Here is a 22,809-nt window from a genome sequence, read left to right as displayed (position 1 = left end):
CGGTCTTCCCACCCCTTGCCGAATCCGCCGCCATGCCGACTGCCCCATCTTTTGTGATTTCCCCCACCGCCGTCGTGCGCGAAGTGGGGCTGCGCGATGGGCTGCAAAGCCTGCCCGTGGTGCTGCCAACCCACACCAAATGCGAATGGATCGACGCCGCCTACGCCGCCGGTCAACGCGAAATCGAGGTCGGCTCTTTTGTGCCCGCCCGTCTGCTGCCGCAGTTGGCGGACACGGACGCGCTGGTGGCTCACGCGAAAAAACTGCCCGGTCTGTCGGTGTCGGTCCTGGTGCCCAACGTAAAGGGCGCCGAACGCGCGCTGGATAGCGGCGCCGACCTGATGCTGGTGCCCTTGTCGGCCAGCCATGCACACAGCGTGGCAAACCTGCGCAAAACGCCCGACGAGGTCGTCGAGATGGTGGGCCAGATACGCGCGGCGCGCGACGCGGCGGGCTCGTCGATGTTGATCGAAGGCGGCGTCGGCACGGCCTTTGGCTGCACCTTGCAGGGGCAGGTACCGCCGCACGACGTGTTGCGCTTGATGCAGGCGCTGCTGGACGCCGGCGCGGACCGCGTCAGCCTGGCCGATACGGTGGGCTATGCGGACCCCGCGGCGGTGCAGCGTCTGTTTACCGACGCGCGCCGCATTGCCGGCGAGCGCCTGTGCTGTGCGCACTTTCACGACACGCGAGGGCTGGGCCTGGCCAATGTGCTGGCCGCGTTGCAGACCGGCGTGTCGCGCTTTGACGCCTGCCTGGGCGGCATCGGCGGGTGCCCACATGCGCCCGGCGCCAGCGGCAACGTCAGTACGGAAGACCTGGTGTTCATGCTGGAAAGCATGGGCATCGCCACCGGCGTGGACATCGATCCCCTGCTGGCGCTGCGCGCTGCCGTGGATGGATGGCTGCCCGGGCAGCCGTTGCATGGGGCGTTGTGGCGCGCCGGCGTGCCCAAGACGTTCCGCGCTGCATCGCATTCGCTTGCGCAGCTTCACACCCATGGTTCCCGCGGCGCGCGCCTTTAAGCGCCCGCGCACTTCACACGAGCTTTGTCATGTCACAACCACATCAAGAACCGTCCTTGCCGCAGACTTCGCGCGCGTTGCCGCTTGCCGGCCTGCGCGTGGTCGAATTCACGCACATGGTGATGGGCCCGACCTGCGGCATGGTGCTTGCCGACCTGGGGGCGGAAGTCATCAAGGTCGAGCCCGTACAGGGTGACCGCACGCGGCATCTGCTGGGCGTGGGCGCGGGGTTTTTTCCCATGTTCAACCGCAACAAGAAGAGCATTGCGCTGGACATCCACAGCGCCGCCGGCGCCGAGGCCGCGCGCAAGCTGGCCGCCGGCGCCGACGTGGTTGCCGAGAATTTCCGGCCGGGCACCATGGCCAGGTACGGGCTGGATTACGCGTCGCTGGCACGTGACAACCCCCGGCTGATCTACGTCAGCCACAAGGGTTTCCTGCCCGGGCCCTACGCCATGCGCACCGCGCTGGATGAAGTCGTGCAGATGATGGGCGGCCTGGCCTATATGACCGGGCGGCCCGGCGACCCGGTGCGCGCCGGCACCAGCGTGAACGACATCATGGGCGGCATGTTCGGCGCCATCGGCGCGATGGCCGCGCTGATCCAGCGGGGCATCACCGGACGCGGCCAGGAAGTGCAATCGGCGCTGTTCGAGAACAATGTCTTCCTGGTGGGGCAGCACATGCTGCAATACGCGATCACCGGCCAGCCGTCCGCACCGATGCCCGAACGTGTATCCGCCTGGGCGCTGTACGACGTTTTCACCGTGAAGGATGGCGAGCAGATTTTCCTGGCGGCCGTCAGCGATGCGCAGTGGATCACGTTTTGCGACGCTTTCGGCTTTGATGATTTGAAGCGCGACCCCGCCATGGCAACCAACAACGACCGTGTGCGCTTGCGCCCCACCTTGCTGGCGGACCTGCGCGCGCGTCTGGCGGGGTACAGCGCGGCGGAACTGGCGGCGGTGTTCGAACGCATCGGCCTACCGTTCGCGCCCATCGTCAAACCCGAAGCGCTTTACGACGACCCTCATTTGCGCGCGACGGGCGGGCTGGCCGACATCCGGCTGCCCGACGGCGAACGCGCCGGCCAGATGGCGGGCGCGGCGCTATTCCCCTTGATGATGGACGGCCATCGGCTTGGGGTACGACAGCATCCCCCCACCTTGGGCGCGGATACCGACGCACTGCTGGCAGACCTGGGGTATGACGCGACGCAGATCGCGGCGCTTCGGGAGCAGGGCGCGGTGGCCTGATGAACGGCAATAAAAAACAACCAGGAGACAGACATGAACGATCAACGCGCGGGTTGGAGCCGCCGACAACTATTGGGGGCGCTGGGCGCCGCGATGCTGGCCGTGCCGGGCCTGGGGCGCGCGCAATCGGACCGGCCCGTGAAATTCATCCTGCCGGTAGGCGTGGGCTCGGGCGTGGACACGATCACGCGATCGGCCGGCCCGGCCTTGTCGTCGGCGCTGGGCCACACGGTGGTGGTGGAAAACCAGCCGGGCGCGGGCGGCATCGTCGGTACGTCGGCGTTGGTGCGGTCGGCGCCCGACGGCTACACGCTGAGCATGGTGTCGAACAACCATGTGATTTTTCCCAGCGTCTATAAGTCCTTGCCGTTCGATCCGCTGGCGGACATCACCCCGATCAGCATGGTGGGCATGACGCCGTTCCTGTTGGTGGCCAACCCGAAGAACATCACGGCCAACAACCTGAAGGATCTGACGGCATTGTTGTCGCGGGAACCGGGCCGCTACAACTACGCGTCGTCGGGCAATGGCACGATCCTGCATCTGGCGGCGGAAATGTATGTGCAGCAGGCGGGCGTCAAGGCGCGCCATATTCCGTACAAGGGCGTGGGGCCCATGATGGCGGACCTGATCGGCGGGCAGGTGGATTTCGGGGTGTTGTCGCTGCCGTCGGTCCTGCCGCAGATCAAAAGCGGGGCGCTCAAGGCGCTGGCTGCCTGTGGCGGCGAACGGATGGAGGCATTGCCGGATCTTGCCACCGCGCGCGAGCAGGGCCTGGTTGACTACGAGATAGGCGGCTGGTTCGCGGCAGCGGGGCCGGCAAAGCTGCCGGCGGCCGAGGTGCGGCGCGTCTACGACGCATTGGGGCGGGCGTTCAACGCGCCCGAGGTCAAACAGGCCATGGCCACCCAGAACAACAAGATCTTGCTGATGCCCCCCGAGCAGACGGCGGCGTACTTCCGTTCTGAAATGGCCAAGTACGCGGTCATCGTGCGGGGGGCGGGGCTTGAGCTGATGTAGCGCCCAAAGCTGGGGTGTCAGCCGGCCTTCTGGTCGGCGGCCCGCAGCAGGCCGTAGAGCTTGTCCTTGAGCTGTAGTTTTTCTTTTTTCAGCACTTCAATGTTGACGCCCGCGGTTGGCACGACGCCGTCCTCCATATTTTGAATCTCCTGGTCCAGGTCGTTGTGGCGCTGGAACAAGGCCGAGAAATGCGCATTCTCGGATTTCATCTGCGTAATGAGTTGGCGATATTCAGGGAACATTAGGGCCTCTCTCTTGGGAACCCGTTGACGGGAACCGGCGACGCACCGGGACGCGGCACGCGTCGGCTCGCCCATGACACGCCAACCCCCGCGCCTTGTCAACCACGCGGCCCCCGCCGCCCTTGGTGTGAATTGACCGCCCGCAAAGCCGGCAGATACGCGGCGTGAAAATGTCGTTGATGCTCACTTTTGATTACATGAAAGGGTGTGCCCGGAGATACACTCGGCACCCCGTGGTCCGTCATCTTTTAGACATGAAACAACGCGCGTCCAATGTTCGGCAGGTTTTTGCTCTTTTCAGCAAGGACGGGCGTATCCACCCGGGCACCGGCATGATGAGCGGCGTGATCGCGCTGTTCCTGGCCATTCTGGCCGTGCTGGGCGTATTGGCTTTCCACTTTCCCGCTTACCTGACCACGCCGGAACTGCGCGCCTTCTATTCCGTGGAGGCGATGCGCACGCTGCTGTTTTCCGCGTTGCTCGTGTCAGGGTCGATCGCACTGGCCAACATCGTGCTGGGCCGCCAGCGCTGGCTGAATATTTCGGCTTTCGTGCTGGTCTGCTGCGCGGTGGCCGCCGGGGGTAGCCAGGTCGTAGTGACCACGTCCAATACCGGCAACCATCCGTACCTGGGCCTGGACTGGTTCATCCTGGACCTGCTGGCGTCCAGCATGGTCTTCATCATTTTCGAAAAGCTGACGCCGCTGTATCCCGGCCAACCCGTGTTTCGCGGCGAGTGGCAGGTGGACATGAAGCATTTCCTGTTCAACCACCTGTCGGTGGGGGCGGTGCTGCTGTGCATCAACTTCTTCATCCACCGGCTGTTTTCCTGGGCAGCCTACGAGCCGCTACAGGCCGCCATTCAGTCAATGCCGTATCTGCTGGAATTGTTCGTAGCGGTGCTGGTGGCGGACCTGGCGCAGTACGCGGCGCATCGGGTCTACCACGAGGTCCCGTTCATGTGGCGCATCCATGCCGTGCACCACAGCACGCGCACGCTGGACTGGCTGGCCGGATCGCGCCTGCACATCGTTGAACTGCTGATCACGCGCGTGGCGGTGCTTGGCGTGTTGTTCGTGCTGGGGTTTTCAAAGGCTGTGCTGGACGCCTACATCATCATCGTCGGCTTCCAGGCCGTGCTGATCCATTCCAACGTGAAGCTGCCGTGGGGCTGGCTGCGCTACATCATCGTGACGCCGGACTTTCACCATTGGCACCACTCGTCGGACACGGAAGCCATCGACAAGAACTACGCCGCCCACTTCTCGTTCATCGACTACATCTTTGGAACGGCCGTGCGCGGCGTGGGCAATCGCCTGCCCGAAAACTACGGCATCCTGGACAACGACATGCCGGGCACCTTCCTTGCCCAGCAAGCGTATCCCTTCAGCCGCAAGCGCTAGCCCGCGCCTGCCGGCTACAGCATCTTGACCGCGCGCCCGATGAACTGAATCGGGCCGGTCGGCTTGCCGATGGGCGAGCCGGTCTTGGGTTCAAGCGTCAGCTCGAAAAGCTGGTTGGGCTCCAGCGGCGGCAGCTTGTCCAGCGGGATTACGACGGGTTCGCCCGGCTTGATCAAACCCAGCGATACCGGGCCGGCCCAGCCGTCGGCCTTTGTCCAGAATTCCAGCGCCCGGTCCGGCGGCACTTCCGTTGCGGCGATGGGCACCAGTTGCACGGCGCTTTGCCCGGCCTGCGCCTGCACCACCCAGCCCGGCGCCTGCGATTGGGGCGCCACCAACACCACCACGTATTGCGGGGCCGACGGCGTCGATGCAGGGCGCAGCGCCAGCGTGCTGCCCAGGATCAGCACCGCCGCCATACCGCCCACGGCTACGCTGCGCCAGAACATCAGGCTGTCCCACAGCCCCGGCTTGGGTGGGCCGATAGGGCGCGACCGCAGGGCCGCCGACGTGTTCGTCTGGGCTTGTCCCCGGGCATGGGCTTGTACGCGGGCATGGGCGGTGCCCTTGGCCTGCGCCGCATCCAAGGTGCCGACGATGCGCGGCCAAAGGCTGGCCGACGGTTCCACCGGGGTCGACAGATTGGTCAATGGCAGCAGGCGCGCTTCCCATCGCGCCACGGCGGCCCGCAGGGCGGCATCGTGCGTCATGCGCGTTTGCACCGCGCGGCGCGCGTCGGCCGGCAAGGTGCCCAGCACGTATTCGCCTGCCAGTTCGTCGGTGTCGTCGTAAGCATCTTGCGGGGCGTTCATGCCAGGCACTCCCGCAGCGCTTGCAGGCTGCGCTTGATCCATGCCTTGACGGTGCCCAACGGCGCGCCCAGGCGTTGCGCGATCTCGCTGTGCGTCAGCCCCTCGACATACGCGTGCAGCACGCAGTTGCGGCGCACGGGTTCCAGTTCTTCCAGGCACGGAGCCATGCGGCCCGCGCTTGCGCGCCAGTCGAACGCGTCACGCGTGTCGTGCCAGGCCTCGATGGCGTGTCGCGCGTCCAGGGCGGCAGCGGCGTCGTCGTCTACGTCGGTTTCGCGCGCGGTGTCGCGCAGCGCGTTCAACGCCAGGTTGCGGGTGATGCTGTAGACCCAGCCACGTCCCGAACCCCGCGATGCGTCAAAGGCGCCCGCCTGCTTCCAGATCTTGACGAATGCGTCATGCACGATGTCCTCCGCCCAAGCGCGGTCGCGCAGGAGTCGTTGGGCCACACCCAACAGGCGCGGGCCTTCTTGCCGATACAGGGCCTCCAGCGCGGCCCGGCGGCCGGCGGCGCATTCCTGCAAGGCGGCTTCGTAATCGAAATCCGGATCAAGGCGGTTCGGCATGCGAGAGCGGGGGAGCGGGAAGAGGGCGGCCGCGCGTGATCAGCCTGCGCGGTGGGAAGTTGCGCCATCTTACCCGGAGTCCCCTGCCGTGGGCCCGTCGGAATACGACGGGCCCACGGGATCAGTTCGCCTTGTAGAAAATGTAGTCGGCCTGGTATTGCACCTGGCTCTTCTGGCCCAGCATGGCGGTGGTGCAAGGGGTCTTGGGCGCCACGCCGCCCTTCAGGGCCACGCGCTGAATGTAGGTCACCCCGGTCAACGCGCCCGCGCCCATCGCGGGGTTTGCCTTGACCAACTGGTAAGGCAGGTTGCCGTCACCCGCCGGCGCCACGGCCACTTGCGTGCCGGTCAGCTTCGAGCCGTCCATGGCTTCCCACGTGGCGGGCGGGCCGTAATACGTGCCCACCTGCTTGCCCTTGCGGTCGTTAAGCACGGCCTTCGGGCCGGCAAACACCCATTCGGCCTGGCCCTTCATATCGGCCTTGGCGCGGCATTCGTAGGTGATCTCGCCCACGCCCACGGTTTCCCAGGCCACCTTGTTGCCGGCGGGCGCCTGGACGCTGGCGGGCAGGTTGGCCTGCGAATAAGCCATGGATTTGGAACTCATCGAGCCGCAGGCGGCAAGCAGCGACACGGCGAACAGGCCGGCAACGGCGGGAATGCGGTGCGAACGTTGGGTCTTCATGAGCGGTCTCCAGCAACGTGAAAGGTCTGTGGACGACGCGCCCATTGCGCGCCGGTACAGGTACTACACGCGGGGAGCCCAAACGGATGCAGGCCGGATGCAAATATTTTTGCATCCGGCCTGCATTGGCAAAACGGGCGGGCTTTACTTGGCCTTGCGGTTGGCCGAGTACGACGCCATCAGGTTGCGGTAGTCGGGGATGTGGTTGGCGAACAGGGTGCCCAGGCCTTCCACGTCGTTGCGCCAGTCGCGATGCAGTTCGCACGCCACGCCGAACCAAGACATCAGCTGCGCGCCGGCTTGTTCCATGCGGCTCCAGGCGGCGTTGCGGGTGACTTCGTTGAAGGTGCCCGAGGCGTCGGTCACGACGAACACATCAAAGCCTTCTTCCAGGGCCGACAGGGCGGGGAAGGCGACGCACACTTCGGTGACCACGCCGGCGATGATCAGCTGCTTCTTGCCGGTGGCCTTGACGGCCTTGACGAAGTCTTCGTTGTCCCAGGCGTTGATGTTGCCGGGGCGGGCGATGTAGGGGGCGGTGGGGAACTTGTCTTTCAGTTCCTGGACCAGCGGGCCGTTGGGGCCGTCTTCGAAGCTGGTGGTCAGGATGGTGGGCAGCTTGAAGTATTCGGCCAGATCGGCCAGTGCCAGCACGTTGTTCTTGAATTGGTCCGGTTGGAAATCGCGCACCAGCGAAAGCAGGCCGGCTTGGTGGTCAACCAGCAGGACGGCGGCTTCGTTCTTGTCCAGTTTCACGTAGGGCTTGGTCATGGTTTGCTCCGTTATGTCTTCAGGTTTGGTGCGCGGTGTTGCGCGGTGAGTGCATGAACAGAATTCTAAATATCAACCAATAGCCCCGGTAGTTGGGCAAATTGCGTCTCAGCGTTCTATTTATCGGACGATGGGTGCGGGGCTTTCGGGCCAGGGATGCCGTGGCGCTGCTGCGTATCGCATTCGCGCTGGGCGTTTTCACGGTACTCCGTCGCCATGAAATCCAGCAGCTCGCGCACGGCGGGCAGCAGCCCCCGCCGTGAGGGGAACACCGCATGGACGGCGCCCGGCTCCGGCACCCAGGGCGCGCCCACCGGCACCAGCGTGCCCGCGTCCAATTCTTCGCGAATCATCATCAGGGGCAGCGCGGCCACTCCCACGCCGCGCATCGTGGCCTGCTTCAGCGCCAGCATGTCGTCGGTGACCAGGCGCGGGGTGAACGCCACGTTCTGACGCACGCCATCAGGCCCGTCCAGCCGCCACTGGCATTCGCGCTGTTCCGTGCCCAGCGCCAACGTGGGCAGCTCGGCAATCCTGGCAACGTCGGCGTCCGGCGGCAGCTTGCGGGCCAGCGCGGGGCTGGCGACCAGGCTCTGGCAGCTCATGCCCAGCGGCTTCATGACCAGATCGCTGTTTTCCAGGGGGCCGAAGCGCACCCGCACGGCCAGGTCAAAGCCTTCGCGCAGCACGTCCACGGAACGCGAAAAGCTCTTCAAATACACGTGCACCTTGGGGCACTTCTGCATGAACCGCGCGACCACATCGCCCAGAAAGTAATAGATCAAAGCGGGCGGCGCGCTCATCCGTATCGTGCCTTGCGGCTCGGCATGGGTGCGGTCGATGACGTCTTGCGCGGCCTCGGCGCCGGCCAGCATCGACAGGCACTGGTCGTAATATTCCTGCCCCAATTCGGTCACGGCAAAGGTGCGGGTGGAACGCTGGATCAGCCGCACGCCCAGCCGTTCTTCCAGCAGGGCAATGCGGCGGCTGAGGCGGGATTTGGGGATGTCCAGCGCGCGGCCCGCGGGCGCGAAGCCGCCGTGTTTCACGACTTGGACAAAGTAGTAAAGATCATTCAAATCGTGCATGACTTCCCGCGTTTTCGGAATTAAGACGTAGCGGGAGCATATAACGCGATGACGGCCGCACGGGGCCCAAGCGGAACTCAGGCGGCCGCGCCCACCGACTCTTCTTTCCAGCGCTGTTTGTCGCGCAGCGGCGGGGTGCCGAACAGACGGCTGTATTCGCGACTGAATTGCGACGAACTTTCGTAGCCCACGGCGTGCGCGGCCAAGGCCACGCCGGCGTCATCGCTCAACATCAGCCGGCGCGCTTCCTGCAAGCGCAGGTGCTTCTGGTATTGCAGCGGGCTCATGGCGGTGGCCTGCTTGAAATGGTGGTGCAAGGACGACACGCTCATGTGCACGTCGCGCGCAATTTCTTCCACGCGCAGCGGTTGCGCGTAGTTGTCGCGCAGGATACGGATGGCCTTGGCCACGCGGTTGAGCTGGCTGTCTTGCAGCACCGTCTGGCGCAGCACGACGCCCTGGCCGTTCATCAGCAGCCGGTACAGCAGCTCGCGCTTGACCATGGGCGCCAGGATGGGGATGTCGCGCGGGGTGTCCAACAGCCGCAGCAGCCGCAGCACCACGTCCAGCAGCGAGCCGCCCAGGGGATTGACGCACAGCGCGCGCGAAGCCTCGGCGGGCACCAGCGGCGGCAGGTTTTCGTCGCTGATCAGCTCGGCGATTTCCTCGGGGTTCAGGTCCAGCCGCAAGCCCAGGTAGGGCAGGGTGGGGCTGGCCACCGACACCTTGGCCACCACAGGCAGGTCCACCGACGAGATCAGGTAATGAAAGGGGTCGTATTCAAAGCTCTCGTCGCCGATCAACAAGCGCTTGGAGCCTTGCGCGATGACGGCCAGCGCGGCTTTTTGCAAACCGGGCTTGGCGCCGGTCGGTTGCGACAGGCGATGCAGATACAAGCCTTCGATGGGCGTATCCAACGAGCCCTCCAGCGTGCCCGTCATGCGGTCCAAGGTGCAAAGCAGCTCGCGGCGGGCGGGTTCGTAAGCACCGTCCAAGCCGGGAATATTGACGGAAGCTTCGGTTTGCTCGGTAGTAATAGGCATGGAGGCTCCGAGAGGGGCGCGGGCCTGGCGGCGGCACAGGCGCGGCGGAATAGGGGGCGGGCTCCAGTGTATGCCCGCTGTGGGCACGCCGAACCGGGGCCAGATAGCCTATGGAGAAATGGGCAAAAAATCAGGAGGATCGGGCGTATGCCTGATTCTCCGGCGCACCCGCCAGAGAATCAGGCAAAAAACGGGCAGGATCAAGCAGCGCGTGGCGGCCGCTTGCGACGCATACTGTTCGCACCCCGGCCAGTTGCGTTCGGCGTCCCATCCCGGGGCGCACGGATCCGCCACGCCGCAGAAGGAGCACCACCATGCGATACAAGAAATTTGGCAGCACCGGCCTATTCGTTTCGGAACTCTGCCTGGGCACCATGACCTTCGGCGGCGAAGGCGAGTTGTGGAGCAAGATCGGCAACCTGCAACAGGAAGACGCCAACCGTCTGGTCGGTCGCGCCCTGGAAGCGGGCGTCAACTTTATCGACACGGCCGACGTCTATTCCGAGGGGCGGTCGGAAATCATCACCGGCCAGGCGCTGCGCGATTTGAAGGTCGCGCGAGACGACGTCGTCATTGCCACAAAGGTGTTCGGCCAGACCGGCGCGGGCGTGAATGCGCGTGGCAATTCGCGTGTGCACATTCTGGATGGCGTGAAGAAAAGCCTGTCGCGCTTGCAGCTGGATCATATCGACCTCTACCAGATCCACGGCTTTGACCCGGCGACGCCCATTGAAGAAACCGTGCGCGCGCTGGACACGCTGGTCCAGCATGGCCACGTGCGTTATGTGGGCGTGTCCAACTGGGCGGCCTGGCAGATCATGAAGGCGCTGGGCATCGCCGAACGCCTGGGGCTGGCGCGCTTTGAATCGCTACAGGCGTACTACACAATTGCCGGGCGCGACCTGGAGCGCGAGCTGGTTCCGATGCTGCAAAGCGAAGGCGTCGGCCTGATGGTGTGGAGCCCGCTGGCAGGCGGCTTACTCAGTGGTAAATACAGCCGTGACGGCTCTGCCGAAGCCGGCAGCCGCCGCGCCGCCTTCGACTTCCCGCCGGTGGACCGCGACCGCGCTTATGACAGCATCGACGTCCTGAAATCCGTGGCCGATGCGCGCGGCGTGTCGGTGGCGCAGGTGGCGCTGGCGTGGTTGCTGCACCAGCAGGTGGTGACCAGCGTCATCATCGGCGCCAAGCGGGTAGACCAGCTGGACGACAACCTGGCGGCAACCGCCATCAAGCTGACGCAGGATGAGCTGGCGGCGCTGGACAAGGTCAGCGCGCTGCCGCCCGAGTATCCCGGCTGGATGCACGTGCGCCAGGGCGAGTTCCGCCGCAAGCAATTGGCGGAATCGGGCGCGGCGTAAACGGCGCGGGGCCACCCGCGGCGCAGGCGCGCCCAGGTCATTGGGCGGTTCGGAGTGCGACCGAGAGCTGCGCGAAACGGGGGCGGCGCGAGTAGAATCTTCGCGTTCCGTCCCCGCCTTGAAGACCTCCCATGACACATCGCTTTCTCGCCAGCGTGCCTTCCCCGACGGTCAAGCCGTGGTTGGCTGCGCTGGCTGTCGTCGCCCTGGCAATGGCCGCGCCCGCCGGCGCCGCGCCGCAGCCCTCGTTTGACTGCGCCAAGGCCACGGCCGACGTAGACCGCGCCATCTGCGCCAGCGATGCCCTGGCCACGCAAGACGCCAGCATCGCGCGCCGCTTTGCCGAGGCCAAGAAGGCGTTCGACGCCGACACCGCCCGCGCGCTGACGCAAGACCAGCGCTACTTTGTCGGCGTGCGCAACGAAGACTATGCCGAGCCCGGTAGCGCCGCCGAGCGCGTCGAAAGCTTGTCCGACCGCCTGAAATACCGCGACGCTTTTCTTGCGTCGCTGGTGCTGACGCCACGCCAGGGTTTTGAAGGCAGCTGGGACAACCTGGCTGGTGGCATCACGATCGTCCGTCAGGCCGATGGCAAGCTGATGGTCGAGGCCCAGGCCGCGCAGCCGCAGAATGCGCGCTGGTTGTGCGACGCCAGCGGCGTGGCGACGGTCAAGGGAGACACGCTGGTGGTCGAGGCGGACGACCCCGGCGGCTGGACGCTGACACTGTCGCGCAAGGGCGCGGCGCTTGTCGTGGTCGATACCCCGCCGGCCAAGGACAAGGCGGCGGGCGGCCCGCCGTACTGCGGCATGAACGGCGCGTTGGGCGGCGTCTACTTCCCCGTGCGCCAACCGTAGGCCGGCCCGTGGACGCCGACTAGAATGTGTGTCGCGTTGCCGTAGGCACGCTCTTCGTTTGAAGGGAATCGCGTGGCCATTCCGTATTTGCGCCGGCTGACGGCGGTCAGCCGCAGCCCGCAAGCCAACAGGCACCTTGCCTATTTTCTGACCTTTACCGCCGGCGCGGTAAACGCGGGCGGGTTTCTGGCCGTCCAGCAGTACACCTCCCACATGTCCGGCATTGTCTCGATGATGGCGGACCACATGGCGCTGGGCGGCATCGTGGTGGTGTTGCAGGGCATGGCGGCGTTGCTGTCGTTTCTGGCGGGCGCGGCCAGCTCCGCGTTCCTGATCAACTTCGGGCGGCGGTCCCATCTGGCTAGCGAATACGCCTTGCCGCTGCTGGTGGAAGCCGTGTTGCTGCTGCTGTTCGGCTTGCTGGGCGCCAACCTGGAAACGCTGCGCTGGTTCTATGTACCGGGCACCGTGATGCTGCTGTGCTACATCATGGGCCTGCAAAACGCGATGATCACCAAGGTGTCGCGCTCTGAAATCCGCACCACGCACGTCACGGGCATGGTGACCGACATCGGTATCGAACTGGGCAAGCTGTTTTACTGGAACGTGGCGAAAAGCGATGCCCAGCACACGCCGCCGGTGCGCGCTGACCGCGGCAAGCTGATCGTGCTGAGCCTGATGGTCACGCTGTTTTTTGTAGGCGGCGTGACGGGCGCGTACTCGTTCTTCCACTTTGGCTTCGGGTCGACCTGGCCGCTGGCGCTGCTGCTGACCTTGTTGGCCGCCGTGCCGATCGGGGACGACCTGCGCAGCCTGATGCGGCGCGTGTAGCGCATCACCGCTTGGCCTTGCGCACGACGGCGTGGCCCAGAAACACTTGCAGCGCGGCCAGGGTTTCGTAATGCAGATTCTTCAGGCGGGCGTCTTTGGCCGCTTCGGTGATGGCGGTGCCCCGGGCGTTCAGGGGATACGGCTCACCCAGCAGGCGCGCCATGTCGATCTGGTAAAAACTGGCGTCGCCATAGGGCCGCTTGCCGTCGATCATGGGCATCGGCCAGAAACGATCGCCTTCGCGCAGCACGGCTTGCAGCTCTTGCGGGCCGGCCTCGCGCCACACCGCAGCGCGCAACACTGTCAGATGTTCGGCGCGCAGCCTGAAGCCGCCTTGCGCGTCCACGCCGCTTTGCGGGAAGTCGAATGTGTCTTTCATCTCGGCCGGCACCGTGTAACGGCCCGGGGCGAGTTTGCCCGCCGACGTCACAAAGCCCGGCACCACGCGGCACACTTCGGCCAGGCGTTGGATGACCAGCGCATCGTCCGACGTTTTCAGTGCGCGGCGAGCGGCCGCCAGCGTGTCCGGGCCACCGAGCAGCGGCTGTTCAAAATCGATACCCGGCGCGCCGGATTCGATCGGCATCCATTGCACGCGCAGCAAACGTATCAGCGCCGCGTGCTGGGCCGTGATCGGAATGGCTTCGATCGGCGTGGCGAAGACTTGTCGAATAATGGGCTTGCGGTCCATGGCGGCCAGTGCGCGTAGCGGCGCCAGCAGCAGCCCGCCCAGGCCCAGCCTTAGACCCAGACTCAGCCTTAAACCCAGACCCAGACCCAAACCCAAGCCCAAACCCCGGCCCGGCCCCGCCAGCAGCTGGCGACGCGTCATCATGGCGCGTCCGCTCATTTGCGCAGCTCGTCCAGCGCGGACTGGGCCAGTGGGTAACCGGGCTGGATCCGCAAGGCGTCTTCATAAGACAAGCGCGCGTCGGTCTGCCGGCCCAGGCGCCGCAGCAAATTACCCTGGTTGGTCAGAATCAGCGCGCTGGCGGGTTTGGCGCGCACGGCCTTTTGGTAGGCTTCCAGCGCGTCTGCCTGGCGGTCCATGCTGTCCAGCAACGCGGCCTGAAGGTTGTAGCCGATGCTCCAGTCCGGGAAACGGCTGGTCAGCGCTTGCGCGGTAGCCAGGGCGTTGGGCAGGTCTTTGCGTTGCGCCTGGGCGCCGGCTTTGTTGACGTACGCCCATTTGTCGTCCGGATTCAGCTTGATGGCTTCGTCAAACAGGTCCTGGGCGGCGGGCAGGTTGCCTTGCTGCGCTTGCAGCTTTCCCAGGAACAGCCTGACGTCGGCGTTGCGGGGGTCTTGCTTGGCCATCTCTTCGGCCACGCGCTGCGCCTCTTGCGGGTCGTTGGCTCGCAGCGCGGCGGATATCCGCGAGTTCAGCGTCTGCATCGCGGGCGGCAGTTGCTGGACGCGCGCGTGCAACGCTTCGTTTTCGGCGCGCAGCTCGGCTTGGTACGCGTGGTCCAGCTGTGCGGCGCCTTGTGCATGGGCGGCGGGCAAGGCCAGGGCGGCAAGCGCCGATCCCAGTAAGCAGGCAAGCAAACGGCGGCGTAGGGGCGCAAGCATGGCGGTCGGCGGTTCCTGAAGCGGTTGGGCAAGCGGGGCGGGGTGTTGGACGCCTACGATACCGGAAGCGCGGCGCGCGGTAAAAAAAGAGAGGCTGAAAAAGTCAGCATCGCGCCAACAGCAAGCAACAGTAAGCCCACAGCAAACAAACAGCACGCCCACATCGCGCCCACATCGCGCTGCAAAACGCGCCACGAAAAAGCCGAACGCAAAAAAGCCCGGCGCTTGGGCCGGGCCTGGAACCACGGCCCCGCAGGGCCGGCTCCCAATCAGTTGGGCATCAGCACCGTGTCCACGACATGGATCACGCCGTTGGACTGATAGACGTCGTACGTGCTGATGGTCGACATACCGCCCTTTTCGTCCTTCAGGGTCAGGTTGTGCTTGCCGTTCATCATCACCCAGAGCTTGCCGCCGCTGGCCGTTGTCAGTTCCGTCTTGCCGCCGCCCTTCTTGATCTTGGCCGCCAGCGCGTCGAAGTCCAGCTTGCCGGGCACCACGTGGTAAGTCAGGATTTTGGTCAGCGTGGCCTTGTTTTCAGGCTTGACCAGCGTGTCAACCGTACCGGCGGGCAGCTTGCCGAAGGCGGCGTTGGTGGGCGCGAACACCGTGAACGGGCCCTTGCCCTGCAACGTATCGACCAAACCCGCCGCCTTCACCGCAGCCACCAGCGTCGTGTGGTCCGCGGAATTGACCGCGTTGGCGACGATGTTCTTGGTTGGCATCATCGCCTGGCCGCCCACCACGACGTCCGCCGCGAACGTGGGCGACATGGTCAGGGCAGAGGTAGCGATGGCAATCTGGGCTAGCAATTTCATGACGATCTCCTTTTGTGTGGCCGTCATGAGGAGATACGGGGCTGGCCTTCGATTGGATGCGCGAATTCTTCCTGGGACAAACCCTGATCAGATGATCTTGCCGCTAAGCACGACCGGGCCGGTCGGGATGCCATTGGGGGCGCCACCGTCCGGTTCCAGCGTAATGGCAACGGTGTCACCCTGTTGCGGCAACTGGCTGGGAGCCAGCACCGTGGTCTGGCCGGGTAGCACCACGCCCAGCGAGCGCGGCGCCTGCCCCGGCGAAATGGCCCACAGCTCCAGCGCGCGGCCGTCCGCCAGCGCGACCAAGTCCTGCATGGGCTGCACGGCCAGACGGTTGTCCGGCAAGGTGTTCACGACCATGGCGCCGGGCACCTTGTCGTTGGACAACACGGCAACCGTGCGAACCTGGACGGGCTCGGTGGGCGGCTTGAGCATCAGGAAGGCCAGTACCACCACGGCGGTTGCCAGGCCCGCGGACACGGCGCGCCACCAGGACAGGGCACGCGGGGGCGCCAACGTGCGGGCGGCGGCGGGGGCCGGCGCGATGCGCGCGGCAATGGCTTTCCAGACATGCGCGGGCGGGGTTTCGGGCGGCAAGGCCAATGCCAAGGGCAGCAGGCGGTCTTCCCATTCGGCCACGGCGCGGCGCAGGCCGGCGTCGTCGCGCATCAGCGTGATGAAGCGTTGCCGCGCACCCGCGCGCAAACCGCCCAGCACGTAATCGGCGGCCAGGCGATCCTGCAATTCGGGGTGGCGGTAGTTCATTCCAAGCACCTTTTCAGCCGTTGCAAGCCCCGGCGTATCCAGCTCTTTATCGTTCCCAGCGGCGTGTCCAGGCGCGCCGCGATGTCGGGATGCGCCAGGTCGTCAAAAAACGCCATGGCGATGGCAACGCGTTGCGGCCCTTCCAGTTCGCCCATGCAATCAGCCAGCCGACGGCCTTCCTGGTTGCTTTGCAGACGCGCCAGCGGACCCGGGCTGTCATCGGCCATGGCCAGGGTCAACGTGTCGTCCGGGTCCGGCACCACCACATCGGGCCGACGAAGGCGGTCGATGCAGCGATTGCGAACGATGCGAGTCATCCACGTCATCGGCTGGCTTTGCGTGGCCTGATACTGGCCGGCCTGGCGCCAGATCGATACGAAACACTCTTGCAGCACGTCTTCCGCGGCGGCCTGGTCCCTCAACATACGTCTGGCCAGCGCAAACAGATGCGGGGACGCAAGGCGATAGACCTCCGCCAGGGCGGATTCGCGTTTTTCCGCGCACTGGCCAAGCAGGGTCTGAAGGTGTTGAGCGTCGGGCATCGGTTCCTAAGGGGGGAAGGGCATGCTGGTGCAGAGCATACCGGCCCGTGACGCTGGCGTCACTGTGTTGGCGTCACTTATTTATCCCGGCACTACAATGCCCGGCACCGGATCGCGCGTCAGCGCGCGCCGCAGGTGGCCCGGTACGCCGGGCGCGCCGCCGTCCCGGGCCCCGGCCGGCCCGGCAAAAAGCGTATAGCTTGCAATCGAAACACAGGAGGAGCAGACAGGACATGGACGCAGAATTCTGGTTGGAACGCTGGCGCGAAGGGCGCACGCACTTTCATCAAACCCGGATTACGCCGCTCTTGCAGAAGTATTGGCCCACGTTGGCCGTACCGAAGGGGGGTCGGGTTTTGGTGCCGCTATGCGGCAAGTCGCTGGACATGGTCTGGCTGGCGGCGCAGGGGCACACCGTGCTGGGCGTGGAACTGTCGCAGCTGGCGGTGGAACAGTTCTTCAGCGAAAACGAGTTGCGCCCGGTCACGCATGAATCCGTCTACGGCACGCACTACGTGGCGGGCAATATTGAAATCATCCGCGGCGACATCTTCAAGCTGGATTCCCAGCTGCTGTCGCACTGCGTGGGCGCTTACGACCGCGCGGCGCTGGTCGCCTTGCCCGAGGACATGCGCGGCGACTACGTGCGCCACGTATACGGGCAGCTATCGCCCATTGCCCGGGGCTTGCTGATTACGCTGGACTATCCGCAAGAAGAAATGGCGGGGCCGCCGTTCGCGGTGCTCGACAGTGAAGTGCAAGCCCTCTTCGCGGGCGTGGCGCCGGCGGTCATCATCGACCGCCGCGACATCCTCGACAAAGAACCCAAGTTCCAAGGGGCGGGCGTTAGCCGGCTGGACACGGTGGTGTACCGACTGGGCGTGCAAGGCGCCTGATCCGTAGTGCGGGCGGCGGCGCGGCGTGCCTACAGGCTTACAGGCTCAGGTCATCAGCCAGCCGCCCGCCACATCCAGCACTTGGCCGGTCACGAACCGCGCTTGGTCGGACGCAAAAAACAGGCAGGCGTCGGCCACTTCCTCGGGGGTGCCCAGACGCCGCAGCGCCGTCACCCGCGCCACGGCGTCGTTGATTTCCTGCGGCACGCTTTTCAGCAGCGGCGTGCTGATGCGCCCCGGCGCCAGCCCGTTCACCGTCACGTTGAATTCACCCAGCTCGGCAGCCCAATGCCGGGTGAGCCCAAGCAGCCCTGCCTTGGTGGCCGCGTAGTGCGCCGCCACGATGTCGCAATACGCCTTGCCCGCCACCGACGACATGTTGATCACGCGACCCTGGCGCTGCTGGACCATGTGCGGGGTGGCCAGGCGCGTCATGTAGAACACGCTGTTCAGGTTGACGGACACCACCTTGTCCCATTCGCCGGGCGGCATTTCCCAGACCTTCAACGCGCGCCCGCCCGTCTTGGGCGAAATGCCGACATTGTTCACCAGGATGGTTGCCGCGCCCAGTTCGGCGGTGATGCGATCGTAGGCCGCCTGGCACTGGTCGAAGTGCGCGACGTCGGCGGGCACGAAGGCGACGTCGTGGCCGCGTTTTTGCAGGACCTTTTCATAGGCCTGTCCAGCCTGGGCATTGAAATCGATCAGCCCGACGCGGCCGCCTTCGGCCACAAAACCTTCGACGATGGCCGAACCGATGCCGCCCACCGCGCCTGTCACGATGGCGACCTGGCCATCAAAGCGTCCGCTCATGCCTGCACCTTCAGCATGATCTTGCCGATGTGCCGGCTGCTTTCCATCAAGGCATGCGCGCGGTGGGCGTCGGCCAGCGGGAAGACCTCATGGATCAGCGGCAGGCATTGCCCCTGTTCCATCAACGGCACCACCTTTTCCGCCAGGGAACGGGCAATGGCGCCCTTGTCCTCGTCGGAACGCGGGCGCAGCGTCGACCCGGTGAATTGCAGGCGCTTGGTCATGATGGGCAGGGCGTCGATCTCGGCCTTGCTGCCTTCCAGGAAGGCGATCTGCACCAGTCGGCCGTTCACCGCCAGCAGCCTGATGTTCTTGTTGATGTACGACCCGCCCACCATGTCCAGGATGACGTCCACGCCCGTGCCCTGGGTGGCGTCGCGCACGGCGGTTTCGAAGTCGGTGTCGCGGTACAGCAGCGCGTGATGCGCGCCGGCCTCCACGCAGGCGTCCGCCTTGGCCCGGTTGCCCACGGTGGTCCAGACCTGCGCGCCGAACGCGCGGGCCAGCTGAATGGCCGTCAGCCCGATGCCGCTGGAGCCGCCATGCACCAGGAACTTCTCGCCGGCGGACAGGCGGGCGCGGTCAAACACGTTGGTCCACACGGTGAAGTAGTTTTCGGGAATGGCGGCGGCGGTCAGCATGTCCAGCCCGCGCGGCACGGGCAGGCAGTGGCGCTCGTCGGCCAGGCAATACTGGGCATAGCCGCCGCCGGGCGTCAGCGCGCAGACGGCGTCGCCCACCTTCCACGCGGTGACATCGGGGCCGACGCCGATGATGGTGCCGGACACTTCCAGCCCCAGGTAGGGGGATGCGCCCGGTGGCGGCGGATACGAGCCCGAGCGTTGCAGCACGTCGGGGCGGTTGACCCCGGCGTAGGCCACTTCAATCAGCACCTGGCGGCCGGTGGGCTCTTCCATGTCGCGTTGGGCGACCTGCATGCAATCGGGCGCGCCGCCCTTGCCATGGTCGATGAATGTGCAGCGTAGGGACATAAGGGAATCCTGGAGTTCAGTGGCCCAGATAGGCCTTTTTGACATGGGGGTCGCTAAGCAGCTCGGCGCCGGTGCCGGTGCGCACGATGGCGCCGTTTTCCAGCACGTAGCCCCGATCGGCAAGCCGCAGCGTGCGGAACACGTTTTGCTCGACCAGCAGCACCGTCACGCCATGCGACGTCACGTTGCGGATGATGTCGAACATCTGCTGCACCAGCAGCGGCGACAAGCCCAGCGAAGGCTCGTCGAACACCAGCAGCTTGGGGTCCGCCATCATGCCGCGCGCAATCGCCACCATCTGCTGTTCACCGCCCGACAGCGACCCGGCGTACTGCGACAGGCGTTCTTTGACGCGCGGGAAAATGCGCAGCACTTCGTCCAGCTTGCGGGCCACGATGGGGCGCGCCGCGCGCTTGTACGAACCCATCAGCAGATTGTCTTTGACCGTGAAGTGCGGAAACAGCTGGCGGCCTTCGGGAATCATCGTGATGCCCGCATCCACGATGTCGTACGGGTTGCGGTTGGTCAGGTCCTGCCCTTCGAATTCAACCTTGCCCTGCATGGCCGGAATGACGCCGCACAGCGTCTTGAGCGTGGTGGTCTTGCCCGCGCCGTTCGCGCCGATAAGCGTCACGATTTCGCCGGCATTCACTTCGAAGTTCAGGCCGTTGAGCACCTGGCTCTTGCCATAGCCCGACGACAGATTCGACACCTTAAGCATCCTGGTACTCCTTGCCCAAATACGCCTCGATGACGGCGGGGTTCTCGACCACGTCCTTCGGTGCGCCGCTGACCAGCACGGCGCCTTCGTTCAGGACGATGATGCGGTCGGACAGCGCCATCGTGGCTTGCATCATGTGTTCGATCAGCAGCACCGACACGCCCGAATCGCGGATGCGCCGGATCATCTGGATCGACTTCTCGATGTCGGTCGGGTTCAACCCCGCCATCACCTCATCCAGCAGCAGGATGCGCGGCTTGATCGCCAGCGCGCGGGCGATTTCCAGCCGCTTCATGCCGCCCACCGTCAGGCTGCGCGCCTCGGTGTTCAGGTACTTGAGCAGGTCCGTCTGTTCCGCCACTTTCAGGGCGATCTGCTCCGCTTCGTCACGGTTGGACGTGCGGATGAACGCACCCAGCATGATGTTCTCAAGCACCGTCAGGCCGGTGAACGGCTTGGCGATCTGGAACGTGCGGCCCAGGCCCTTGTGCGCGAACTCGTCCGGCGTCTTGCAGGTGACCCAGTTGCCGTCGGCGTCCAGCATCGAAATATCGCCCTTGTCCGGCGACAAAAAGCCCGACAGCAGATTGAACACCGTGGTCTTGCCCGCGCCGTTCGGCCCGATCATGCCCAGGATTTCGTTCTGGTTCAGCGTTAGCGACACGTCGTTGGTGGCGCGCAGCCCGCCGAAACTCTTGAACAGCTTGCCCGCCTTCAAGACCGGCTGGTCGGATCGGGTCGCGGCGCGCAGCCGCAGTTCGTCGGCCAGCTTCGGCTTCTTGCGCGGCGTGCCCAGATACGGCAAGCGCGCCAGCCCGCGTTCAATGGCGGGGCCGAAGGCGCCCGCCAGCCCACGCGGAATCGTCAGCACCACGGCCACCAGGATCAGGCCGTAGATCAGCCCGTGCATGCCGTTGCCCACGCTGGACAGCCAGCCGCGCGCCAGCTCGGCGATGGGCAGCACCAGGAACGTGCCGGCAATCGGCCCGGCCACCGTGCCCAGGCCGCCGATCAGCGCAAACATGGCCACCTGGATCGACAGCTCCAGCGAGAACGCGGAACTGGGATCCACGAAGGTCAGGTAGGTGATGTGGAAGGTGCCGATGATGCTGGTCAGCATGGCCGAGACGACGGCCGCGATGATCTTGACCCGCACGGTATGGATGCCCACCGCCAGCGCGGCGTCCTCGCGTTCGCGGATCGCGATCAGGTAATGGCCGATGCGCGACTTGCGTATCGCCCACGACACCCACGTCACGAACAGGAACAGGCCGAACGCGATGATCACGTAGTTCATCTTTTCGCGGAACACGATCCACGCCCAGCCGATATTGAGCGGCAGGCTGATGCCGCTGGAACCGCCCGTCCAGCTTTCCTCGTGGATGACCAGCAGCCGCACCACCTCCAGGATGGCGATGGTGGCCAGCGCGAAGAAGGGCCCGCGCAGCCGCAACGTGGGATAGCTGATCAGGATGGCGACGGCGGCCGAGATGGCCGCGCCCGCCAGCATGCCGATCCACGGCGAAATGCCGAAGTTCTGCGTCAGCAGCGTGGCGGTGTAGCCGCCGATGCCGTAGAACACGGCATGGCCCAGCGACAACTGGCCGGCGTAGCCGCCGACGATATTCCACGCCACGGACAGCGAGGCAAAGACGAACAGCAAGACAAAAAGGTTGGTCCAGAAAGGCGTGCCCATGACGGCGGGCACGAGGAACATCACGATCAGCAAAATCAGGCTGACGTAGGCTTTTGGGCTTCGAAAGTCGGGAAACACGTCTCGCTCCTTGTGGCTCTGATCACTCTGTGCCGACGCCGAACAGGCCGTTCGGTCGCAGGACAAGGATCAAGAGGAAGATCCCGAAATACACGACCTCTTTCAGGTCGGGGGCGATGTAATAACCGGCCAGCGTATCGACGATGCCGATGATCATGGAGCCGGCCACGGCGCCATACAGGCTGCCCAGTCCGCCCAGCACCACGATCACGAAGGCGGTCAGCACGAAGTACGTGCCCACCGTCGGAAACACCGGATACTGCGGCGCCAGCAGGCCGGCCGCGATGCCGACGAACGCGGTGCCCAGGCCGAAGGCGATGGCGTAGACGTTGTTCACGTTCACGCCCATCAGTGTGGCGGCATAGCGATGCTGGGCCACGGCGCGCAGCGCGCGGCCCAGGTAGGTGCGATGCATGAACAGGTGCAGCAACACGGCCAGGCTGATGCCGATCACGAAGGTGATCAACTGCCCGGTCACCATCGAGAAGTTGCCCACGTCGATGGCGTTCGTGCCCAGCTCCACCGGCGCGCGATACACGTTGGCGCCGAAGATCACCAGCGCCAGGTTCAGCAAGATGGTGGACACGCCCACCGTGGCGAAAATCTGAATGTGCTGGTCGGCGTTGAGCAGCGGCTGGATGATGCCTTTTTGCGTCAGCGCACCCAGCGCGAACAGAATCACCGCAACGGGAACCAGCCCCACATACGGGTGGACGCCGAATTGCGCGGCAATCAGATAAACCAGATACATGCCGATCATCAGGAACTCGCCGTGCGCGAAGTTCACGACACGCACGACGCCGAAAATCAGTGTCAGCCCCAGGCTGATGATGGTGTATGCGCCGCCCAGCAACAGGCCATTGATGACCAGTTGAATGAAGATATCCATGGTGCAACCTCTTAGAGCGGGATGCGGCCCCGGCGCGGCTGCTGCATTGGCGGCCGCGCCGGGG

General features: G+C 65.3%; 24 protein-coding genes and 1 pseudogene. 8 read left to right on the top strand and 17 right to left on the bottom strand.

Going from position 1 to position 22,809, the window contains the following annotated elements:
- The first annotated feature begins 32 nt into the window (after positions 1-32).
- Genes KYT87_RS21095 through KYT87_RS21085 form a run of 3 tightly spaced genes read left to right on the top strand, consistent with a single transcriptional unit; the run spans position 33 to position 3,301 of the window.
- Complete coding sequence (locus KYT87_RS21095; RefSeq protein WP_219990779.1) at positions 33-1,025, top strand: hydroxymethylglutaryl-CoA lyase; 993 nt, start codon at positions 33-35, stop codon at positions 1,023-1,025.
- 29 nt (positions 1,026-1,054) lie between these two features.
- Entirely contained in the window at positions 1,055-2,281 is a 1,227-nt protein-coding gene (locus tag KYT87_RS21090; protein ID WP_104144526.1) for a CaiB/BaiF CoA-transferase family protein, read from the top strand.
- A gap of 33 nt (positions 2,282-2,314) precedes the next feature.
- Positions 2,315-3,301 carry a tripartite tricarboxylate transporter substrate binding protein gene (locus KYT87_RS21085; RefSeq protein WP_162941250.1) on the top strand — a complete coding sequence of 329 codons (987 nt, stop codon included), beginning with the start codon at positions 2,315-2,317 and terminating at the stop codon, positions 3,299-3,301.
- Between the two features lie 17 nt (positions 3,302-3,318).
- On the opposite strand, the gene KYT87_RS21080 is transcribed toward KYT87_RS21085, so the two are convergent.
- Positions 3,319-3,543, bottom strand: coding sequence for a YdcH family protein (locus KYT87_RS21080; protein WP_219990778.1), 225 nt, complete (start codon positions 3,541-3,543; stop codon positions 3,319-3,321).
- Positions 3,544-3,797: 254 nt separating this feature from the next.
- Between KYT87_RS21080 and KYT87_RS21075 the strand changes: the two genes are divergently transcribed.
- Positions 3,798-4,946 (top strand): sterol desaturase family protein, encoded by a 1,149-nt coding sequence (locus KYT87_RS21075; RefSeq protein WP_046806214.1) that lies wholly within the window; start codon positions 3,798-3,800, stop codon positions 4,944-4,946.
- 14 nt (positions 4,947-4,960) lie between these two features.
- On the opposite strand, the gene KYT87_RS21070 is transcribed toward KYT87_RS21075, so the two are convergent.
- The 6 genes from KYT87_RS21070 to KYT87_RS21045 form a co-directional block, all read right to left on the bottom strand.
- The gene (locus KYT87_RS21070; protein ID WP_219990777.1) at positions 4,961-5,758 is read right to left on the bottom strand and encodes an anti-sigma factor domain-containing protein; all 798 of its coding nucleotides are present in this window, start codon (positions 5,756-5,758) and stop codon (positions 4,961-4,963) included.
- Complete coding sequence (locus tag KYT87_RS21065) at positions 5,755-6,324, bottom strand: sigma-70 family RNA polymerase sigma factor (RefSeq protein WP_046806212.1); 570 nt, start codon at positions 6,322-6,324, stop codon at positions 5,755-5,757. The genes KYT87_RS21070 and KYT87_RS21065 overlap by 4 nt, the downstream gene beginning before the upstream one ends.
- Before the next feature lie 121 nt (positions 6,325-6,445).
- Positions 6,446-7,009 (bottom strand): DUF3455 domain-containing protein, encoded by a 564-nt coding sequence (locus KYT87_RS21060; protein ID WP_219990776.1) that lies wholly within the window; start codon positions 7,007-7,009, stop codon positions 6,446-6,448.
- A gap of 144 nt (positions 7,010-7,153) precedes the next feature.
- Positions 7,154-7,780, bottom strand: coding sequence for an isochorismate family cysteine hydrolase YcaC (gene ycaC / locus KYT87_RS21055; RefSeq protein WP_046806210.1), 627 nt, complete (start codon positions 7,778-7,780; stop codon positions 7,154-7,156).
- 116 nt (positions 7,781-7,896) lie between these two features.
- A complete protein-coding gene (locus KYT87_RS21050) occupies positions 7,897-8,868 on the bottom strand; it encodes a LysR substrate-binding domain-containing protein (RefSeq protein WP_219990775.1) in 972 nt (323 codons plus the stop codon).
- A gap of 77 nt (positions 8,869-8,945) precedes the next feature.
- The gene (locus tag KYT87_RS21045; RefSeq protein ID WP_046806208.1) at positions 8,946-9,911 is read right to left on the bottom strand and encodes an AraC family transcriptional regulator; all 966 of its coding nucleotides are present in this window, start codon (positions 9,909-9,911) and stop codon (positions 8,946-8,948) included.
- A gap of 314 nt (positions 9,912-10,225) precedes the next feature.
- Between KYT87_RS21045 and KYT87_RS21040 the strand changes: the two genes are divergently transcribed.
- The 3 genes and pseudogenes from KYT87_RS21040 to KYT87_RS21030 all read left to right on the top strand — a co-directional run.
- The gene (locus tag KYT87_RS21040) at positions 10,226-11,272 is read left to right on the top strand and encodes an aldo/keto reductase (RefSeq protein ID WP_104144521.1); all 1,047 of its coding nucleotides are present in this window, start codon (positions 10,226-10,228) and stop codon (positions 11,270-11,272) included.
- Positions 11,273-11,403: 131 nt separating this feature from the next.
- Positions 11,404-12,129, top strand: a complete 726-nt coding sequence (locus tag KYT87_RS21035; protein WP_219990774.1) for a lysozyme inhibitor LprI family protein — start codon at positions 11,404-11,406, stop codon at positions 12,127-12,129.
- Positions 12,130-12,201: 72 nt separating this feature from the next.
- A pseudogene (locus tag KYT87_RS21030) lies at positions 12,202-12,954 on the top strand (YoaK family protein); the annotation flags it as partial.
- Between the two features lie 10 nt (positions 12,955-12,964).
- Here KYT87_RS21030 and KYT87_RS21025 read toward each other — a convergent pair.
- From KYT87_RS21025 to KYT87_RS21005, 5 genes are all read right to left on the bottom strand, one after another.
- Positions 12,965-13,810 carry a hypothetical protein gene (locus KYT87_RS21025; protein ID WP_255593380.1) on the bottom strand — a complete coding sequence of 282 codons (846 nt, stop codon included), beginning with the start codon at positions 13,808-13,810 and terminating at the stop codon, positions 12,965-12,967.
- The gene (locus KYT87_RS21020; protein WP_046806205.1) at positions 13,807-14,532 is read right to left on the bottom strand and encodes a tetratricopeptide repeat protein; all 726 of its coding nucleotides are present in this window, start codon (positions 14,530-14,532) and stop codon (positions 13,807-13,809) included. Before KYT87_RS21020 ends, KYT87_RS21025 begins: the two co-directional genes overlap by 4 nt.
- A 269-nt stretch (positions 14,533-14,801) precedes the next feature.
- Positions 14,802-15,350, bottom strand: a complete 549-nt coding sequence (locus KYT87_RS21015) for a fasciclin domain-containing protein (RefSeq protein ID WP_046806204.1) — start codon at positions 15,348-15,350, stop codon at positions 14,802-14,804.
- A gap of 87 nt (positions 15,351-15,437) precedes the next feature.
- Positions 15,438-16,118, bottom strand: a complete 681-nt coding sequence (locus tag KYT87_RS21010; protein WP_219990773.1) for an anti-sigma factor domain-containing protein — start codon at positions 16,116-16,118, stop codon at positions 15,438-15,440.
- Complete coding sequence (locus KYT87_RS21005; protein WP_046806202.1) at positions 16,115-16,660, bottom strand: sigma-70 family RNA polymerase sigma factor; 546 nt, start codon at positions 16,658-16,660, stop codon at positions 16,115-16,117. The genes KYT87_RS21010 and KYT87_RS21005 overlap by 4 nt, the downstream gene beginning before the upstream one ends.
- 233 nt (positions 16,661-16,893) lie before the next feature.
- Between KYT87_RS21005 and KYT87_RS21000 the strand changes: the two genes are divergently transcribed.
- Positions 16,894-17,556 carry a thiopurine S-methyltransferase gene (locus tag KYT87_RS21000; RefSeq protein ID WP_120156589.1) on the top strand — a complete coding sequence of 221 codons (663 nt, stop codon included), beginning with the start codon at positions 16,894-16,896 and terminating at the stop codon, positions 17,554-17,556.
- A gap of 45 nt (positions 17,557-17,601) precedes the next feature.
- On the opposite strand, the gene KYT87_RS20995 is transcribed toward KYT87_RS21000, so the two are convergent.
- The 5 genes from KYT87_RS20995 to KYT87_RS20975 are packed head-to-tail and all read right to left on the bottom strand — an operon-like array spanning position 17,602 to position 22,745.
- Entirely contained in the window at positions 17,602-18,369 is a 768-nt protein-coding gene (locus KYT87_RS20995) for an SDR family NAD(P)-dependent oxidoreductase (protein ID WP_046806200.1), read from the bottom strand.
- Positions 18,366-19,361 carry an NAD(P)H-quinone oxidoreductase gene (locus tag KYT87_RS20990; protein WP_219990772.1) on the bottom strand — a complete coding sequence of 332 codons (996 nt, stop codon included), beginning with the start codon at positions 19,359-19,361 and terminating at the stop codon, positions 18,366-18,368. The genes KYT87_RS20995 and KYT87_RS20990 overlap by 4 nt, the downstream gene beginning before the upstream one ends.
- 16 nt (positions 19,362-19,377) lie before the next feature.
- Positions 19,378-20,082 (bottom strand): ABC transporter ATP-binding protein, encoded by a 705-nt coding sequence (locus tag KYT87_RS20985; RefSeq protein WP_046806198.1) that lies wholly within the window; start codon positions 20,080-20,082, stop codon positions 19,378-19,380.
- Positions 20,075-21,856: an ATP-binding cassette domain-containing protein gene (locus tag KYT87_RS20980; protein ID WP_219990771.1), complete on the bottom strand. Its 1,782-nt coding sequence runs from the start codon at positions 21,854-21,856 to the stop codon at positions 20,075-20,077. The genes KYT87_RS20985 and KYT87_RS20980 overlap by 8 nt, the downstream gene beginning before the upstream one ends.
- Positions 21,857-21,878: 22 nt before the next feature.
- Entirely contained in the window at positions 21,879-22,745 is an 867-nt protein-coding gene (locus tag KYT87_RS20975; protein WP_046806196.1) for a branched-chain amino acid ABC transporter permease, read from the bottom strand.
- Positions 22,746-22,809: the final 64 nt, after the last annotated feature.

It is taken from the genome of Achromobacter sp. ES-001, assembly GCF_019448355.1.
Lineage (GTDB): Bacteria > Pseudomonadota > Gammaproteobacteria > Burkholderiales > Burkholderiaceae_B > Achromobacter > Achromobacter spanius_B.
This window is presented reverse-complemented; position numbering and strand designations above follow the sequence as displayed.

Excerpts from the sequence above, each read along its gene's own strand:
- KYT87_RS21075 (WP_046806214.1), top strand. The coding sequence starts at position 3,798 with ATGAAACAACGCGCGTCCAATGTTCGGCAGGTTTTTGCTCTTTTCAGC.
- KYT87_RS21025 (WP_255593380.1), bottom strand. The coding sequence starts at position 13,810 with ATGAGCGGACGCGCCATGATGACGCGTCGCCAGCTGCTGGCGGGGCCG.
- KYT87_RS20995 (WP_046806200.1), bottom strand. The coding sequence starts at position 18,369 with ATGAGCGGACGCTTTGATGGCCAGGTCGCCATCGTGACAGGCGCGGTG.
- ycaC (WP_046806210.1), bottom strand. The coding sequence starts at position 7,780 with ATGACCAAGCCCTACGTGAAACTGGACAAGAACGAAGCCGCCGTCCTG.
- KYT87_RS21085 (WP_162941250.1), top strand. The coding sequence starts at position 2,315 with ATGAACGATCAACGCGCGGGTTGGAGCCGCCGACAACTATTGGGGGCG.
- KYT87_RS21040 (WP_104144521.1), top strand. The coding sequence starts at position 10,226 with ATGCGATACAAGAAATTTGGCAGCACCGGCCTATTCGTTTCGGAACTC.
- KYT87_RS21010 (WP_219990773.1), bottom strand. The coding sequence starts at position 16,118 with ATGAACTACCGCCACCCCGAATTGCAGGATCGCCTGGCCGCCGATTAC.
- KYT87_RS20990 (WP_219990772.1), bottom strand. The coding sequence starts at position 19,361 with ATGTCCCTACGCTGCACATTCATCGACCATGGCAAGGGCGGCGCGCCC.
- KYT87_RS21005 (WP_046806202.1), bottom strand. The coding sequence starts at position 16,660 with ATGCCCGACGCTCAACACCTTCAGACCCTGCTTGGCCAGTGCGCGGAA.
- KYT87_RS21000 (WP_120156589.1), top strand. The coding sequence starts at position 16,894 with ATGGACGCAGAATTCTGGTTGGAACGCTGGCGCGAAGGGCGCACGCAC.
- KYT87_RS21065 (WP_046806212.1), bottom strand. The coding sequence starts at position 6,324 with ATGCCGAACCGCCTTGATCCGGATTTCGATTACGAAGCCGCCTTGCAG.
- KYT87_RS21045 (WP_046806208.1), bottom strand. The coding sequence starts at position 9,911 with ATGCCTATTACTACCGAGCAAACCGAAGCTTCCGTCAATATTCCCGGC.
- KYT87_RS21090 (WP_104144526.1), top strand. The coding sequence starts at position 1,055 with ATGTCACAACCACATCAAGAACCGTCCTTGCCGCAGACTTCGCGCGCG.
- KYT87_RS21095 (WP_219990779.1), top strand. The coding sequence starts at position 33 with ATGCCGACTGCCCCATCTTTTGTGATTTCCCCCACCGCCGTCGTGCGC.
- KYT87_RS21070 (WP_219990777.1), bottom strand. The coding sequence starts at position 5,758 with ATGAACGCCCCGCAAGATGCTTACGACGACACCGACGAACTGGCAGGC.
- KYT87_RS21020 (WP_046806205.1), bottom strand. The coding sequence starts at position 14,532 with ATGCTTGCGCCCCTACGCCGCCGTTTGCTTGCCTGCTTACTGGGATCG.
- KYT87_RS21035 (WP_219990774.1), top strand. The coding sequence starts at position 11,404 with ATGACACATCGCTTTCTCGCCAGCGTGCCTTCCCCGACGGTCAAGCCG.
- KYT87_RS20985 (WP_046806198.1), bottom strand. The coding sequence starts at position 20,082 with ATGCTTAAGGTGTCGAATCTGTCGTCGGGCTATGGCAAGAGCCAGGTG.
- KYT87_RS20975 (WP_046806196.1), bottom strand. The coding sequence starts at position 22,745 with ATGGATATCTTCATTCAACTGGTCATCAATGGCCTGTTGCTGGGCGGC.
- KYT87_RS21015 (WP_046806204.1), bottom strand. The coding sequence starts at position 15,350 with ATGAAATTGCTAGCCCAGATTGCCATCGCTACCTCTGCCCTGACCATG.
- KYT87_RS21080 (WP_219990778.1), bottom strand. The coding sequence starts at position 3,543 with ATGTTCCCTGAATATCGCCAACTCATTACGCAGATGAAATCCGAGAAT.
- KYT87_RS21050 (WP_219990775.1), bottom strand. The coding sequence starts at position 8,868 with ATGCACGATTTGAATGATCTTTACTACTTTGTCCAAGTCGTGAAACAC.
- KYT87_RS21060 (WP_219990776.1), bottom strand. The coding sequence starts at position 7,009 with ATGAAGACCCAACGTTCGCACCGCATTCCCGCCGTTGCCGGCCTGTTC.